The sequence below is a fragment of the Psychrobacter sp. JB193 genome (assembly GCF_002285555.1).
In the GTDB taxonomy this organism is placed as follows: domain Bacteria; phylum Pseudomonadota; class Gammaproteobacteria; order Pseudomonadales; family Moraxellaceae; genus Psychrobacter; species Psychrobacter alimentarius.
On sequence record NZ_NRGY01000002.1, the window covers coordinates 1166214 to 1179926 of the forward strand.

Sequence of the window (13713 nt, forward strand, 5' to 3'; positions counted from 1 at the left end):
CAAAGAATCATTTAAGGGATAAAAATGATGACAAATAACCAGACAACAGATAGCGTAACAGCAATTAACAAATTAGAAAACTTCTCTGCCCAGCGTGATAATGATGGTATCGTTACCGTCAAGATTGACCAAACCACGCGAAAAATGAATGTTATCGGCAATGGCTTTACAGAGTCTTTTGCCACGATAGTAGATAGCATCATCTATGATGACGCTGTAAAGGGACTCATTCTTACCTCTGCTAAAGACACCTTTGTGGTTGGTGCGGACATTGACCAACTGGCTCATATCGAAACGGCCGAGCAAGCATTTGCGCTGGTCGAAGCGCTTAAGAGCAGTTTACGTAAGCTTGAAACATCAGGCAAACCTGTGGTTGCCGCCATGACAGGAACAGCGCTTGGTGGGGGTTTGGAGTTGGCATTGGCGTGCCATTATCGAATTGCAATCGACTCACCCAATACCAAGTTGGGCTTGCCTGAGGTCAAATTGGGCTTACTACCTGGTGGCGGTGGTACTCAGCGTTTACCACGTCTAATAGGTATTCAATCGGCACTTGAGCTAATGACTCAAGGTAAAGCGCTACGTCCAACGGCGGCAAAAGATTTGGGTTTGATTGATGCCACAGCGACTGATTATGTAGACATGATGAGGCAAGCTAAAACATGGATTAATGCCAACCTTAAGGCACAGCAACCATGGGATAAAAAAGGCTTCAAAATGCCTGGTGGCGATAGCAAGCATCCAAGCGTAGTACCAATCTTTTCGGTGGCGCCTGCCATGGCCAATCAAAAATCCCATGGCAACTATCCCGCGGTTATTCATATTATGTCTTGTGTGTTTGAAGGATGCCTAGTCGATATCGACACAGGACTTGAAATTGAGTCGCGTTATTTTGCCGCTTGTGTGCTGTCTACTGAATCGAAAAACATGATCAATACACTCTGGACCCAGCTCAATAGCATCAAAAAAGGTCAGTCTCGTCCTCAGGGTATCGCACGTGCAAAAACCAAAAAAGTGGGTATTTTGGGAGCAGGCATGATGGGCGCGGGTATTGCTTATGTCACTGCTAAGGCTGGCATCGATGTTGTCCTGTTAGATACTGAGATAACAGCTGCTGAAAAAGGCAAAGCATATTCTGCTAATATTTTAGATAAAGCCATTAGCCGACAGCGCGCTACCGAAGAGAAAAAACAAGCACTCTTAAAACGTATCAAACCAACCGTTTCTTACGATGATTTGGCAGATTGTGATCTTATTATCGAAGCAGTGTTTGAAAATCGTGATATCAAAGCCAAATGCATACAGCAAAGTGAAGCTGTGATTCCCAAAACCGCAGTTTTTGCTTCTAATACTTCAACCTTGCCTATTACGGGATTAGCAAAAGCCAGTACGCGTCCAAATCAGTTTATCGGTCTGCATTTTTTTTCGCCAGTTGACAAGATGCCCTTGGTTGAAATCATCGTAGGCGCGCAAACTGACGATGTGACTTTGGCAAAAGCCTTTGATTATGTGGGTCAAATCGGCAAAACACCCATTGTAGTCAATGACCGTCGTGGGTTCTACACCTCGCGCGTCTTTGGTACGTATGTTACCGAGGGTATCGCCATGCTGAGTGAGGGCGTACATCCACGCAGTATCGAGGTTGCTGGTATGAAAACAGGGATGCCCATGCCGCCCTTAGCATTACAAGATGAGGTGTCATTGAGTCTTGCGTTACACGTCAGTGAACAGCAGCAACGAGACATGGAGGCAGAAGGCAAACCGAGCACGGTACGCCCATCTTATGACGTACTCAAAACACTGGTACAAATCTATAAGAGAGAAGGTAAGAAAAACGGCAAAGGCTTTTATGAGTACTTGGACAATGGTGACAAACAATTATGGCCCGAACTGATAATTCTGTATCCACCCCAGTCTGAGCAGCCATCTCAGCAAGATTTGATTGATCGTTTGCTGTTCATTCAAGCCAATGAATCCGCCAAATGTTATGAAGAAAACGTCGTTCGCTCTGTCGCTGATACCAATGTAGGTTCTATCTTTGGTTGGGGGTTTGCACCTCAGCACGGCGGTACGCTCCAGTTTATCAATGCCATGGGTTTGGATACATTTATTGCCCGCAGTCGTGAGCTTGCTAATACATACGGTGAGCGTTTTGAGCCTGCGCAAATTTTGTTAGAAATGAGCGACAAAGGTGAGGTGTTCTCTGATGACTGATTTGATCAATGAGACTATCGTAGATGCGATGACTGATTGCCTACAAGGATTGCGAGTGGTGGATCTGACGCGCAATTTGCCCGGACCGTTTGCCACGCGTCTATTGGCGGATTTGGGTGCAGATATTATCAAGATTGAACCCAAAAGTAGTGACCCTGCTAGGGCTTTTGGCAAAATGTTTGAGGCTTTAAATCATGGTAAAACCATTAAACAATATGACTTTCGTGATGCTAAAGACATTGATTCGATCAAAGCACACCTAAAACAAGCAGATGTCATGTTGGATAGTTTTCGACCTGAGGTGCTAAAAGGTATGGGACTTGATGCCTCAACGCTTCACGCGATTAATCCTAAATTGGTGATCGTATCGATTACAGGGTACGGCGTCACAAATGGGACAGCAACTACTAAAGGTAGTATCAATCATGACTGGGCACATAATGCTGGTCATGATATTAACTTTATGGCCATGAGCGGTGTCCTTGACCAGTTAAAGACGGCGCAAGGCGAGCAGGCGATGCCGAATGTTCAGTTCGCTGACTTGGCGGGTGGCAGCGATACCGCTGTTATTGCCATACTTGCTGCTGTATTTTCTGCGCAACGGACAAACAAAGGTCGTCATATTGCCATCAGTATGACTCACAGCTTATATCAGCATTTGGTCATGACAAAAGCTACTGGCGCATTTATCCAAAGCATTTCAGGTAAGTGGCCCATGCCGCAACACGATTTTGTAGGCGGTGCATTGCCTTGCTATCGTTTATATCAAACGGCCGATCATCGCTACATGGCTGTGGGGTCGCTGGAGCTAAAGTTTTGGCAAGGGCTGTGCGAGGTGCTGAAATTAACCGAGCTCAAAAACAGCCACTGGCAACTTGGTGTTATGCCAAATACTGAAAAGAGCCAGTCTGCCATCAATATAATGGCAGAAACATTTGCCAGTCAAACGTTTGCCTATTGGCAACACGTGTTTGCAAATACTGATGTGTGCGTCACTCCTGTCCTCAACTTAAGCGAAGCCAAAAAACATCCATTATTTTCCCATCAAGATGAGTATGAAGCGACCTTAGGATGGCAACAAATTCAATAGTGTCAATGACCATTGAATTTAGCGCCTATGTTTGTCATCAGTTTTGCTTTTATTATTAGCTCTGTGCTTATTATTGGTTTTGTCCACTCTCATTAAGATTCATGGTGGCGATCAAATCTGTGAATTTCTGCCCTTGCACTGAGACGTGGGCTTTTAATATGGTTTCAGCTAATTCTTCATCATGATTGATAATAGCATCTAGGATACCTTGATGCTCTTTAAAAGAGTGTCGCATCCGATTGCTCACTCGCAGTTGCAGCCGTCTATAGGGGTGGAGTCTATTGTGCAAATTAATCGCTTGCTCTATCAAAAATCCGTTATGACTGAGCTGATAGAGAAAAAAATGAAACTTACGATTGGCTTCATAGTAATCTTCTGGATTGTCTTCTAGTAAATACTCTTCGCAAAGATTGTGCAAAGCCAGAAGCTCTGCTTTTTCTGATTCGCTGATTCTTCTCGCGGCCAATCTGCCGCACATGCCCTCAAGCTGCGCCATGACCTCAAACATCTCACAAAGTGTCACTACATCTAAAGTAGGGACAATCGCCCCTCTACGCGGACGGATTTCTACCAGTCCTTCAGAAGACAATAGCTTTAACGCCTCGCGAATCGGGGTTCTCGATACCCCATATCTCTCACACAATTCCGCTTCATTCAGTTTTGTGCCAGGCGGAAAATGTCCATAAATAATATCATCTTCTATTTTTTTGCTAACTTGCAAAAATAGAGGCAGCTCATCGATTAAACTCATAAAAACCCTTTTTGTATACAAAATATATAGATAATAAATACAATTTCGTTGCGCTTTCCCATAAATTGTTTTAGATTATAGCAAGTCAGCGAAAATAAGCAGTCTTTTGAACGGACAAGTTTTACCAAGATTTGTGACGTTACAGGAATAAAAGACCGTTTTTACCTCTGCTTGCCGCTCGCTTTTATCTAATGCGACCTCTATCTCAAACGGACTGTTGATAGAGACTCTGCAACTATAATCAAGGACGATTATTATGATCATATATGGCACTGCTTTATTAGCAGTTAGTTATCTTCTCGGCGTTTTTCTTGGTGGACTATTAGGAAAATTATTAGGCGTTGATGCCAATATTGGTGGTGTCGCTATCGCAATGATTCTACTCATTGTTGGCAAAGAGATGCTTGCCAAAAGAGGCTACCTTCCTAAGGCGACTCAATTCGGTGTTCTATATTGGGCAGGGATGTATATCCCTATCGTTGTTGCTATGGCGGCGGGTCAAAACGTGGTCGCTGCACTATCTGGTGGAATGGTAGCGGCAGTTGTCTCTGTTATTGCGCTTATTGCAACTATCTTTGTCGTGCGCTTACTCAATAATATCGGAAATGATTACGATACCTTTACTTGGGATGAGACTGACGAACCTCGTGAACAATTATGAGTGTTTCATCAGTCTTATTATCATGTCATAAGAGAACTAAAACCACTAATTTAATAGCGCAATGGAGTAATTAAATGGACTTAATTATAGAGACGCTCACTAAAAATGCCTTTGTCACGGCGCTTGCAATCACAGGTCTTGTGATGCTTTTCTCCCAATTACTATCAAAGTACCTTACTAACAATAAACTGCAAGCCTCTGCTATTGCCATTACGCTTGGGTTAGTTGCCGCCTACTTTGCTGGTTTATATACTGGTGGCGAAAAGGGCATTTCTGATATAGCAATTTTTTCTGGTTTTGCTCTGTTAGGGGGATCGATGCTTCGTGATCTGGCTATCTCATCAACGGCTTTTGAAGTCGATGTAAAAGAGATAAAAAATGCTGGGAAAATTGGTATTGTTGCCTTGATATTAGGTTGCGTCATACCATTTGTAGTAGGGGCTGGTGTCGCATGGTCGTTAGGGTATAAAGATGCTGTCTCTATGACCACCATTGGTGCAGGAGCGATGACTTATATTGTAGGACCTATTACAGGGACGGCAATTGGAGCAAGCTCTGATGTGATCGCTTTATCTATTGCCATTGGTTTGATCAAGGCCGTATTTTTTATGATTGCAACACCGCTGCTTGCTCGATTTATGTATCTCAAAAGCCCTCGCTCAGCCATGATTTTTGGTGGTTTAGTAGGTACGACCAGTGGCGTAGCAGCTGGATTGGCGGGTACAGATGTGAGGCTTGTGCCATATGGTGCTTTGGTCGCTACTTTTTATACAGGTCTAGGTGCTTTATTAGGACCGTCTATATTCTTTTTAACGCTAAATGCCTTTTTTGGATAAATAGCCTTTTAATAGCCCGACTTTTGATAAGCAGTTTTTGATAAATAGAAAAAGGGAATCTTATGAACACAACCATAAACGAAACCACATGGGACACACAAAAAACCAAACGGCTGGCAAAGATCACTGCCGCGGCTGACAAGGGATTAAAAAAACTGGTCCCAAATGATAGAGTGGTTGAGCTGCTCGAAACCGTCATTGCTCGTGAAGACAAAGTCTGTATAGAAGGTAACAATCAAAAACAAGCTGACTTTTTGTCCGAATGTCTCTCTCAATGTAATCCTGATGTCCTGAACAACTTGCATATTTTGCAGTCGGTATTGGCATTGCCCAGTCACATCGACATATTTGAAAAAGGGATTGCTAGCAAAGTCGATTTTTCTTTTGCAGGTCCGCAAGCCTTACGATTGGCAAAATTGGTTCAAAAACAGCAGATTCACATTGGCTCAATTCATACGTATCTTGAATTATACGGCAGATATTTTATTGATTTAACGCCAAACGTCTGCCTAATCACAGCCCATTCAGCAAATGCAGACGGCAATCTGTACACTGGATCAAACACTGAAGATACGCCTGCTATTGTAGAGTCCACAGCGTTCAAAAGTGGTATTGTCATTGCACAGGTCAATGAGTTGGTAGATGACGTGCCACGCGTTGATATTCCGGCAGATTGGGTGGATTTTGTCATTGTAGCGCCTAGACCCAACTATATTGAGCCGCTATTTACGCGTGATCCTGCTCAGATTACTGATGTACAGATTTTAATGGCCATGATGGTGATTAAAGGCATTTATGCGCCGTATCAAATTAAGCGTCTCAATCATGGTATTGGTTTTAATACCGCTGCCATTGAGCTGTTGCTGCCCACCTATGCCGAAGAGTTAAACTTAAAAGGCAAGATATGTACGAACTGGGCGCTCAATCCGCATCCAACCATGATTCCGGCTATCGAAAGTGGCTTTGTTGAGAGCATTCATAGCTTTGGTTCAGAAGTGGGTATGGACGACTATATCGAAAAGCGTCCGGATATCTTCTTCACAGGCAGTGATGGCAGTATGCGCTCTAACCGAGCCTTTAGCCAAACAGCAGGCTTGTACGCTTGTGATTTATTCATTGGTTCTACCCTACAAATTGACTTGCAAGGCAACAGCTCAACTGCAACGGTCGATCGCATTGCTGGATTTGGTGGTGCGCCAAACATGGGGTCAGACCCGCACGGACGCAGGCATTCGAGTTACGGCTATCTAAAAGCGGGACAAGAAGCGACTGACGGGCGCGTGATTAAAGGTCGTAAGCTTGTGGTACAGCTGGTCGAAACCTTCCGTGAAAATATGAATCCTGTCTTTGTTGAAGAGCTTGATGCGTGGCAATTACAAGAAAAAATGGGCAGTGACTTTCCGCCTATTATGATTTATGGCGATGATGTGACCCACATTGTGACCGAAGAAGGCATCGCCAACTTATTGCTGTGCCGCACGCCAGAGGAACGGGAGCAAGCGATTCGCGGTGTTGCAGGCTATACCGCTATCGGTATGGAGCGCGATCATGAAAAGGTAAAAGAATTGCGCGCGCGTGGCATCATCCAGCGTCCAGAAGATTTTGGTATCGATATCTCAAAAGCAAATAGAGATTTGTTGGCGGCAAAATCGGTCAAGGATTTGGTCAGATGGTCTAACGGCACCTATGCGCCGCCAAGTCGTTTTAGGAACTGGTAATCAGGTTTTAGAAAAGGCGAACAAAACTGCTAAGGATAGAACTATGAACTTAATTAATTATACATTTAAATCAGAACCCTTTGATGTGACCACAAAAGACGTTATTTGCGGCGTGGTCGGCTCAGGCAATTTAGAGATATTGGTCTCAGAATTAGACGATAGCGAACAAAGTAAATTTATTATCAATACTTCAGTGTCAGGTTTTGATCATATTTGGGAAGCCGTTATTCAAGAATTTGTCAATCGTTATGCGGTTGGCGGCTTACAGTTCGAAATCAACGATATGGGTGCAACTCCTGCGGTCGTAAGTCTGCGCCTGAGCCAAGCGATTAATATTTTAGAGGGGGAGGCACATGAATAATTCAAACAATAAAGACTCACGCCAAGCGCATGCACATATTCAAAAAAGTTTCTACGAAAAGACCGCTCGTAATCGCATTGCCAGTATCGTCGATAAAGACAGTTTTGTAGAAATCCTCAAACCCGGCAGCGTGCCGACCAGTCCCAATCTTGCCTCATTAGACATTACGGGCAGTTTTGATGATGGTGTGATTATTGGTAAAGCCAAAATCAAAGACGATGCGGTTTATATCATCGCGCAGGAAGGCCGATTTATGGGCGGCGCAGTAGGTGAGATGCATGGCGCAAAAATCGTAGGTATGCTACTCAAAGCACTTGAAGAAAAGCCAAAAGCAGTGGTGTTCTTTGTAGATTCAGGCGGTGTGCGTTTGCATGAAGCCAATGCTGGTCTCATCACCATCTCCGAAATCATGCGAGCGATGCTCAAGGTGCGTAACGCAGGCATCCCCATTGTTACGGTTATTGGCGGTACGAATGGTGCATTTGGCGGTATGGGTATTTGCTCATGTTTGAGTACGCACATTATTATGACAGAAGAGGGTCGCTTGGCGCTGTCAGGGCCTGAGGTGATTGAGACACTCAAAGGCGTGGAAGAGTTTGACTCTAAAGATAGAGCGCTGGTGTGGCGAGTAACGGGCGGCAAAACCCGCTATTTGCTGGGTCACGTTCAGGTGTTGGTAGAAGACGATATTGATGAGATCACGCAAGCCATCGTGGATGGTATTCAACTGCCCGTTGACACTGTGGACTTAGACTATTTGCAGCAACAGCAAAATGGCTTGCAGCAACAGTATGATCAATGGTTTGGTGAAAAAGACAGCATCGCTATTTGGGAAGCCATGAACATAAACGATCCTGAATCTATTTCTATGCTAAGTGCCAAGCAAGTTAGAGCAATCAAACAAGGATAATATCATGCAAACACAAACTATTTTAGCCGAATTATTTCCCAATGAGCTTGAGTATCAAATTGATAATTGGGTCATACGCGGCAGTGCCGAGACCAAAGCAGGTAAGGTTGAGATTATCGGTACGGTCGATTCGGCAGCCATTAATCAGGCCATCGCAATCACACTTGCCGATGCCGTACTTGACGTCATTGCTCAAGGTAAAAAAACACCGATTGTTTTTATTGTTGATACTCAAGGGCAGGATTCTTCTCGCGCCGATGAGTTGCTGTGTCTAAACAGAACGTTTGCGCATCTAGCGGCTTGTGTCGATTTACTTAGACGTAGTGAGCATCCCAATTTAGCGATTATTTTGGGAGAAGCAGTGAGTGGCGGCTTCTTATCTTATGGTCTGATGGCCAACCAAATCTTTGCACTCCAATCTAGCCAAGTCAAAGTCATGGATCTCAATGCCATGTCAAGAGTCACCAAGATACCGCTAGACAAGCTTCAGTCTTTATCCAAGACCTCGGCAATCTTTGCTCCGGGCGTAGAAAACTTCTATAAAATGGGGGCAGTGGATGAGATATGGGTCAATCTCGATGAGCATTTGGTAGAAAATGCCATTGAATCGCAACAGACGCATATTCAGGATTTTTTGACAGATAATCGCCGTCAGGTCGCCAAAGAAAGAGAGGGTCGTCTGCTGTGCAATGAGGTTGTAGACGCAGTGTTAAGTGCGTAGATTCATATTCTCATGTCACTTATATTTTTTGCCAGTTAGATTTTTATCGCTATGATTTTTATAGCGGTGATTAAATAGACGGATAGGTGGTTTGCATGCATCGTCATGACTTAGTCTACTTACAACCAGAAGAAGCATTTACCTTGTTAAATGCTTCTGTGCCTTTATCTGTCATCCAAGCCATTGATCATATGATTGAAGCCATGCAGCCTTTCACAGTGTGTCGGCAAAGTACAGCGCACGTCTCAAAAGTAGCCACCAGTCACATAGAAAACCACTGTAAATATAGACTTGCGCTCGAACTGTCTGCACCGCCTCAAGTCGTCACTTTGCCATTGGTACTTGAGACAGTGATACCCAGTCTTCCTAAAAACCTTCAAGAACAGACGCGGTATTTTGTCAGGCAATGTCGTGATTTGAAAGCCGATGTTTATATATACGGCTCCTTTGCCAATCAATACTTTACCAATCTGCCTTTTGTCACGCCTACATCAGATCTTGATATTTTAATCACTGTTCATGAGATGAATAGGCTGGCCGATATATTGATAGCAATTGAAGTCTTTAAGCAATTTGCCTTATCCGTAGCGAACTTGCGAGTCGATGGGGAAGTCAGATTGTATGGACAGGAAGACGTGTCATTCAATGAGCTTATTCATGCTGTAGTGTCTGATATACCGACCGTGGTTATCAAAACGCTTCATGAGGTTAAGCTACAAACAATAGACGTATTACTAGGATGGAATACTGATGAGTGTGAACGTTTTATCGACGCCTGCAAGCGATGTCTTATTTTCTAAACAGGCCATTTGGCAGCAAATCGATGATTTTGCGCTTGATGCGTTATATGAAGAGATCAACCTTGAAAACAAACCGGGATTGGTGTGTCCGTCAGGCAATGGCAGCCATGCAGATATGAATTATGGTACGTTTATCGCCAGTATCCAATCGCTGCGAGGATATTTTGCAACGCTCAGCGCCTATGGTTATGACAACAAAGATTTTGATGATATAAAAAAAGTAGGCATCGAGCAAGAAACAAAGATGCGCCAAGCGACCAATAATATAAATACGCACAAAGGCGCTATTTTTAACTTGGGCTTTGCGAGTGCCGCCATTGGTAAATGTCTACAAGATCATCAAACGCTGACCACACAAAATATTTGTGCACAAATCGTCGAAAGCTGGCAGTATGATCTAACGCATCGACTAGAGCGCAAGGCTGACAGCCATGGGCAGCAAATGTATAAAAAATATGGCGTGACAGGCGCAATAGAAATGGTGGCAACAGGTTTTCAAATCATTCAAAATACAGCATTGCCTTGTTTTTATAAGACGCTTTATCGTACTCAAGACTTTGAAAAAGCGGCCATGCAAACCTTAATGACGTTAATAGCGTCTTTATCGGACACCAATCTGGTTTGGCGCGGCGGCATGGTTGACTTGACCAATGCCCAGACCATAGCAACACAATTCTTACAAGCAGGGGGCGTCCATCAACCTAAATGGCGTCAAGCAGTCAGTACGATCAATGACTATTTTATTCACCGTAACCTCAGCCCAGGCGGCAGTGCAGATTTGTTGGCGGTTACGATTTTCTTTTATAAGGTCGAAAATGAGTTTAATCCTTCTGTTTAGTGGGCAAGGTCTACAAGGTCAGCGGCACATAGAAGAGGTGTTAACTGACACCAGCGAATACGAGCAAGCATTGATAAAAGATATGATGCCAGACCTATTCGCAAACGAGATTGATAGTACTTTTGCTGGCGAGACAATATTCAACAACGAGATTGCGCAGCCCTTTATTTATACCTTGCAGTATCATCGTTGGCAGAAGCTGCGCCAGATGATAGAAAAGCCCATCGCTTTTGCAGGCTACTCCTTGGGCGAAATAAACGCGTTCTGCTGTAGTGCAGAGTTGGATTTTGAGGCAGGATTGACACTGGTTCAGCAACGAGCCAAGCTCATGGAAGAAGACGTTTTGGCGTCTAGTGGTTTACTATCGGTACAAGGGCTACATAGTAGCGAGCTTGAAAAATTACTTTTAGAAACCCATACCTACTTATCTATCAAAATTGGTAAAGACCAATTTATCATTGCTGGGCACAATGAAAATCTGAGGCAGGCGGAACAACTGGCGCAAACGCTCGGCGCACGAAATACCAAGTTACTTAACGTCTCTGTCCCTTCTCATACCAAAATGATGCAAGCCGCTGCCGAGAAATTCCGAGCATATACTGACGCAATGACTATGCCAATAATGCAAACCCCTATTATTAGCGCGACTGAGGGTATAAAATACTACACTGCCAAGCAGGGTCTACAGATTCTTTCAGGTCAAATTGATCATTCGTTGGACTGGTATATGTGTATGGAAACCATTCAAGAATATCAGCCCAGTATGATTATTGAGATGGGTCCTGGCAACGCATTGTCTAAGATGATAAATAATTTGATGCCGCATCTGCCTTGCCGAAGCTGGGATGACTTTCGCCATATTGATGGCTTGTTAGAATGGGTAGCAAAGAATAAATAGATGCAAGCAAAGTGATGTAAGCGAATCAAAAATAAGCACCACCAAAGATGAGTAAATAAAAGGCAGGTTCGATGTTGTTATATGTATGGTTTATTATTGCAGGAGCATTTGCTGGCCTTTGTGCGGGTTTGTTCGGAGTAGGTGGCGGCATGGTTATCGTGCCAGTCTTAGTATGGATTTTTACCTCTTATCAGTTTTCGCCTGAAGTAGTGACTCATCTAGCTGTTGGGACGTCTCTTGCCACCATTGTTGTGACCTCGATCAGCTCTTTGACAGCCCACAATAAACGCGGCGGTGTACGTTGGGATATCTGGCGCAATATGGCATTGGGCTTGGTTATCGGTAGCCTTGTGGGTGCGGGTGTCGCTGATGCAATAGATGGCGACTCTTTACAAGCCATCATTGGGGTTGGTGCATTAACCATTGCTCTAAAAATGCTCTTTTTTTCGAATAAGGAGCAGCCAAAAAAACCTTTAACGCCGCCAAGTGTTCAGTTTGGTGCAGGTACAGGTATTGGTTTGGCTTCGTCTATCTTTGGTATTGGCGGTGGTAGCTTAACGGTTCCGTTCTTGAATTGGGCAGGCTTGTCTATGAAGCAGTCGGTAGGGACGGCCGCTGCATGTGGTTTACCGATAGCTTTGGCAGGAGCGGCAGGCTTTGCGTGGTTTGGTAAAGACATGACCAATCTGCCAGAGGGGACGATAGGGTTTGTGCATATCAGTGGTTTTTTCTGTATTTCTGTTGCCAGTTTTATCACAGCAAAAATTGGTGCTAAGCTTGCCCATCAACTGCCTGCACTGATGCTGAAACGTGCTTTTGGCATCTTGCTCGTATTTGCGGGTAGTCAATTGTTATTAAGTGGTTTAGGCGTCATCTAGCACTATTTTTTGTCAAAATTGATGCAGCTTTCGACAGCATTTGTCTGATTGGCTGCATTCTTCTATCAACTTGGATATATAACCAAGATCAGAATAATATCTCATAATCACTAGCACCAATGACCTTGAGTGCCCATCTAACTGCGTAAAATATCTATGACATTATCCCTTCATCGCCTATACTCATTCCGACGTTGTCCTTATGCCATGCGCGCTCGTCTCGGCCTTTTGTTTGCAGGCGTATCTGTCGAGCTACGCGAAATCGTTTTAAAAAACAAACCACCTCAAATGCTGGCGATTAGTCCAAAAGGTACAGTACCTGTCTTACAACTAACAAATGAAACTGTGATTGAAGAAAGCCGAGAAATCATGGTGTGGGCGCTTGAGCAGAGTGATCCACAGGGATTATTGGATAAAGGTATCTTGTCTCAAGCCAATGCGTTGATTACGCAAAATGACAATGACTTTAAGCATTGGCTGGATCATTATAAATATGCTGATCGTCATCCTGAGATGACCCAAACTGAATATCGGGAGCGGGGTGAAGTCTTCTTACAGATTTTAGAGAATCTACTGACCAAAAATCGCTACCTATTAGGTGATAGCGCAACCATTGCTGATATCGGCATCATGCCTTTTGTGCGCCAATTTGCCCATGTAGATCGCGATACTTTTTATAGTCTTCCTTATCCAAAATTACAGGAGTGGCTACAAAACTGGTTAGCGCATCCGTTATTTTTGCAAGCCATGGTCAAGTTCCAACCGTGGCAGGAAGAAGATGAGACTGTGGTTTTTCCTGCCAAAACTGAGTGATGATGCTGAGATAATGAGCATATTTGATACAAGTATGAGTATGAAAAGACGTTATTCGATGGCATTATTCAGAAATATACAGTAGCATTCACCAGCATCTAATAAGGGCAGTGGCAATAGAGCGTCGCGATATAGAGATATAAAATACAGTGAAGCAAACCTGTTAAAAAAGAACATTTATGTAAGATCGTTGATATAAGGCACATGGTTATGGAACAAAGACA

14 protein-coding genes are annotated in these 13713 nt (G+C 43.8%); 13 read left to right on the top strand and 1 reads right to left on the bottom strand.

The genetic code is table 11. The features are described 5' to 3' along the window. Nucleotides 1-24: 24 nt before the first annotated feature. Together CIK80_RS12995 and CIK80_RS13000 are read left to right on the top strand one after the other, a co-directional pair. On the top strand, nt 25-2214 hold the full coding sequence (locus CIK80_RS12995; protein WP_257011773.1) for a 3-hydroxyacyl-CoA dehydrogenase NAD-binding domain-containing protein: 2190 nt from the start codon (nt 25-27) through the stop codon (nt 2212-2214). Further along, complete coding sequence (locus tag CIK80_RS13000; protein WP_095570319.1) at nt 2207-3304, top strand: CaiB/BaiF CoA-transferase family protein; 1098 nt, start codon at nt 2207-2209, stop codon at nt 3302-3304. Before CIK80_RS12995 ends, CIK80_RS13000 begins: the two co-directional genes overlap by 8 nt. A 70-nt stretch (nt 3305-3374) precedes the next feature. Here CIK80_RS13000 and CIK80_RS13005 read toward each other — a convergent pair whose 3' ends face one another. After that, on the bottom strand, nt 3375-4055 hold the full coding sequence (locus CIK80_RS13005) for a GntR family transcriptional regulator (protein ID WP_095570320.1): 681 nt from the start codon (nt 4053-4055) through the stop codon (nt 3375-3377). Nucleotides 4056-4311: 256 nt separating this feature from the next. On the opposite strand from CIK80_RS13005, the gene madL reads away from it, so the two are divergent. From madL to CIK80_RS13060, 11 genes are all read left to right on the top strand, one after another. Continuing rightward, nucleotides 4312-4716 carry a malonate transporter subunit MadL gene (madL, locus tag CIK80_RS13010; protein WP_062844874.1) on the top strand — a complete coding sequence of 135 codons (405 nt, stop codon included), beginning with the start codon at nt 4312-4314 and terminating at the stop codon, nt 4714-4716. Nucleotides 4717-4790: 74 nt separating this feature from the next. Beyond that, complete coding sequence (gene madM / locus CIK80_RS13015) at nt 4791-5552, top strand: malonate transporter subunit MadM (protein ID WP_062844873.1); 762 nt, start codon at nt 4791-4793, stop codon at nt 5550-5552. Between the two features lie 62 nt (nt 5553-5614). Continuing rightward, nucleotides 5615-7270, top strand: coding sequence for a malonate decarboxylase subunit alpha (mdcA, locus tag CIK80_RS13020; RefSeq protein ID WP_095570321.1), 1656 nt, complete (start codon nt 5615-5617; stop codon nt 7268-7270). A 43-nt stretch (nt 7271-7313) separates the two neighbouring features. Further along, nucleotides 7314-7631, top strand: coding sequence for a malonate decarboxylase acyl carrier protein (gene mdcC / locus CIK80_RS13025; RefSeq protein WP_095570322.1), 318 nt, complete (start codon nt 7314-7316; stop codon nt 7629-7631). After that, nucleotides 7624-8541 carry a biotin-independent malonate decarboxylase subunit beta gene (locus CIK80_RS13030; RefSeq protein WP_095570323.1) on the top strand — a complete coding sequence of 306 codons (918 nt, stop codon included), beginning with the start codon at nt 7624-7626 and terminating at the stop codon, nt 8539-8541. Before mdcC ends, CIK80_RS13030 begins: the two co-directional genes overlap by 8 nt. Nucleotides 8542-8545: 4 nt before the next feature. Next, entirely contained in the window at nt 8546-9262 is a 717-nt protein-coding gene (gene mdcE / locus CIK80_RS13035; protein WP_095570324.1) for a biotin-independent malonate decarboxylase subunit gamma, read from the top strand. A 95-nt stretch (nt 9263-9357) separates the two neighbouring features. Beyond that, nucleotides 9358-10062 (top strand): malonate decarboxylase holo-[acyl-carrier-protein] synthase, encoded by a 705-nt coding sequence (gene mdcG / locus CIK80_RS13040; protein WP_095570325.1) that lies wholly within the window; start codon nt 9358-9360, stop codon nt 10060-10062. Further along, a complete protein-coding gene (gene mdcB, locus CIK80_RS13045) occupies nt 10013-10900 on the top strand; it encodes a triphosphoribosyl-dephospho-CoA synthase MdcB (RefSeq protein WP_095570326.1) in 888 nt (295 codons plus the stop codon). The genes mdcG and mdcB overlap by 50 nt, the downstream gene beginning before the upstream one ends. Then, the gene (gene mdcH, locus CIK80_RS13050) at nt 10878-11798 is read left to right on the top strand and encodes a malonate decarboxylase subunit epsilon (protein ID WP_095570327.1); all 921 of its coding nucleotides are present in this window, start codon (nt 10878-10880) and stop codon (nt 11796-11798) included. Before mdcB ends, mdcH begins: the two co-directional genes overlap by 23 nt. 71 nt (nt 11799-11869) lie before the next feature. Next, complete coding sequence (locus CIK80_RS13055; RefSeq protein ID WP_095570328.1) at nt 11870-12676, top strand: sulfite exporter TauE/SafE family protein; 807 nt, start codon at nt 11870-11872, stop codon at nt 12674-12676. A 156-nt stretch (nt 12677-12832) separates the two neighbouring features. Continuing rightward, a complete protein-coding gene (locus CIK80_RS13060; RefSeq protein ID WP_095570329.1) occupies nt 12833-13489 on the top strand; it encodes a glutathione S-transferase in 657 nt (218 codons plus the stop codon). The last annotated feature ends 224 nt before the right edge of the window (nt 13490-13713 follow it).

Bases quoted from the DNA above. Each gene is read 5' to 3' on its own strand.
- CIK80_RS12995 (WP_257011773.1), top strand. From the start codon at position 25: ATGATGACAAATAACCAGACAACAGATAGCGTAACAGCAATTAACAAA.
- CIK80_RS13000 (WP_095570319.1), top strand. From the start codon at position 2,207: ATGACTGATTTGATCAATGAGACTATCGTAGATGCGATGACTGATTGC.
- CIK80_RS13005 (WP_095570320.1), bottom strand. From the start codon at position 4,055: ATGAGTTTAATCGATGAGCTGCCTCTATTTTTGCAAGTTAGCAAAAAA.
- madL (WP_062844874.1), top strand. From the start codon at position 4,312: ATGATCATATATGGCACTGCTTTATTAGCAGTTAGTTATCTTCTCGGC.
- madM (WP_062844873.1), top strand. From the start codon at position 4,791: ATGGACTTAATTATAGAGACGCTCACTAAAAATGCCTTTGTCACGGCG.
- mdcA (WP_095570321.1), top strand. From the start codon at position 5,615: ATGAACACAACCATAAACGAAACCACATGGGACACACAAAAAACCAAA.
- mdcC (WP_095570322.1), top strand. From the start codon at position 7,314: ATGAACTTAATTAATTATACATTTAAATCAGAACCCTTTGATGTGACC.
- CIK80_RS13030 (WP_095570323.1), top strand. From the start codon at position 7,624: ATGAATAATTCAAACAATAAAGACTCACGCCAAGCGCATGCACATATT.
- mdcE (WP_095570324.1), top strand. From the start codon at position 8,546: ATGCAAACACAAACTATTTTAGCCGAATTATTTCCCAATGAGCTTGAG.
- mdcG (WP_095570325.1), top strand. From the start codon at position 9,358: ATGCATCGTCATGACTTAGTCTACTTACAACCAGAAGAAGCATTTACC.
- mdcB (WP_095570326.1), top strand. From the start codon at position 10,013: ATGAGTGTGAACGTTTTATCGACGCCTGCAAGCGATGTCTTATTTTCT.
- mdcH (WP_095570327.1), top strand. From the start codon at position 10,878: ATGAGTTTAATCCTTCTGTTTAGTGGGCAAGGTCTACAAGGTCAGCGG.
- CIK80_RS13055 (WP_095570328.1), top strand. From the start codon at position 11,870: ATGTTGTTATATGTATGGTTTATTATTGCAGGAGCATTTGCTGGCCTT.
- CIK80_RS13060 (WP_095570329.1), top strand. From the start codon at position 12,833: ATGACATTATCCCTTCATCGCCTATACTCATTCCGACGTTGTCCTTAT.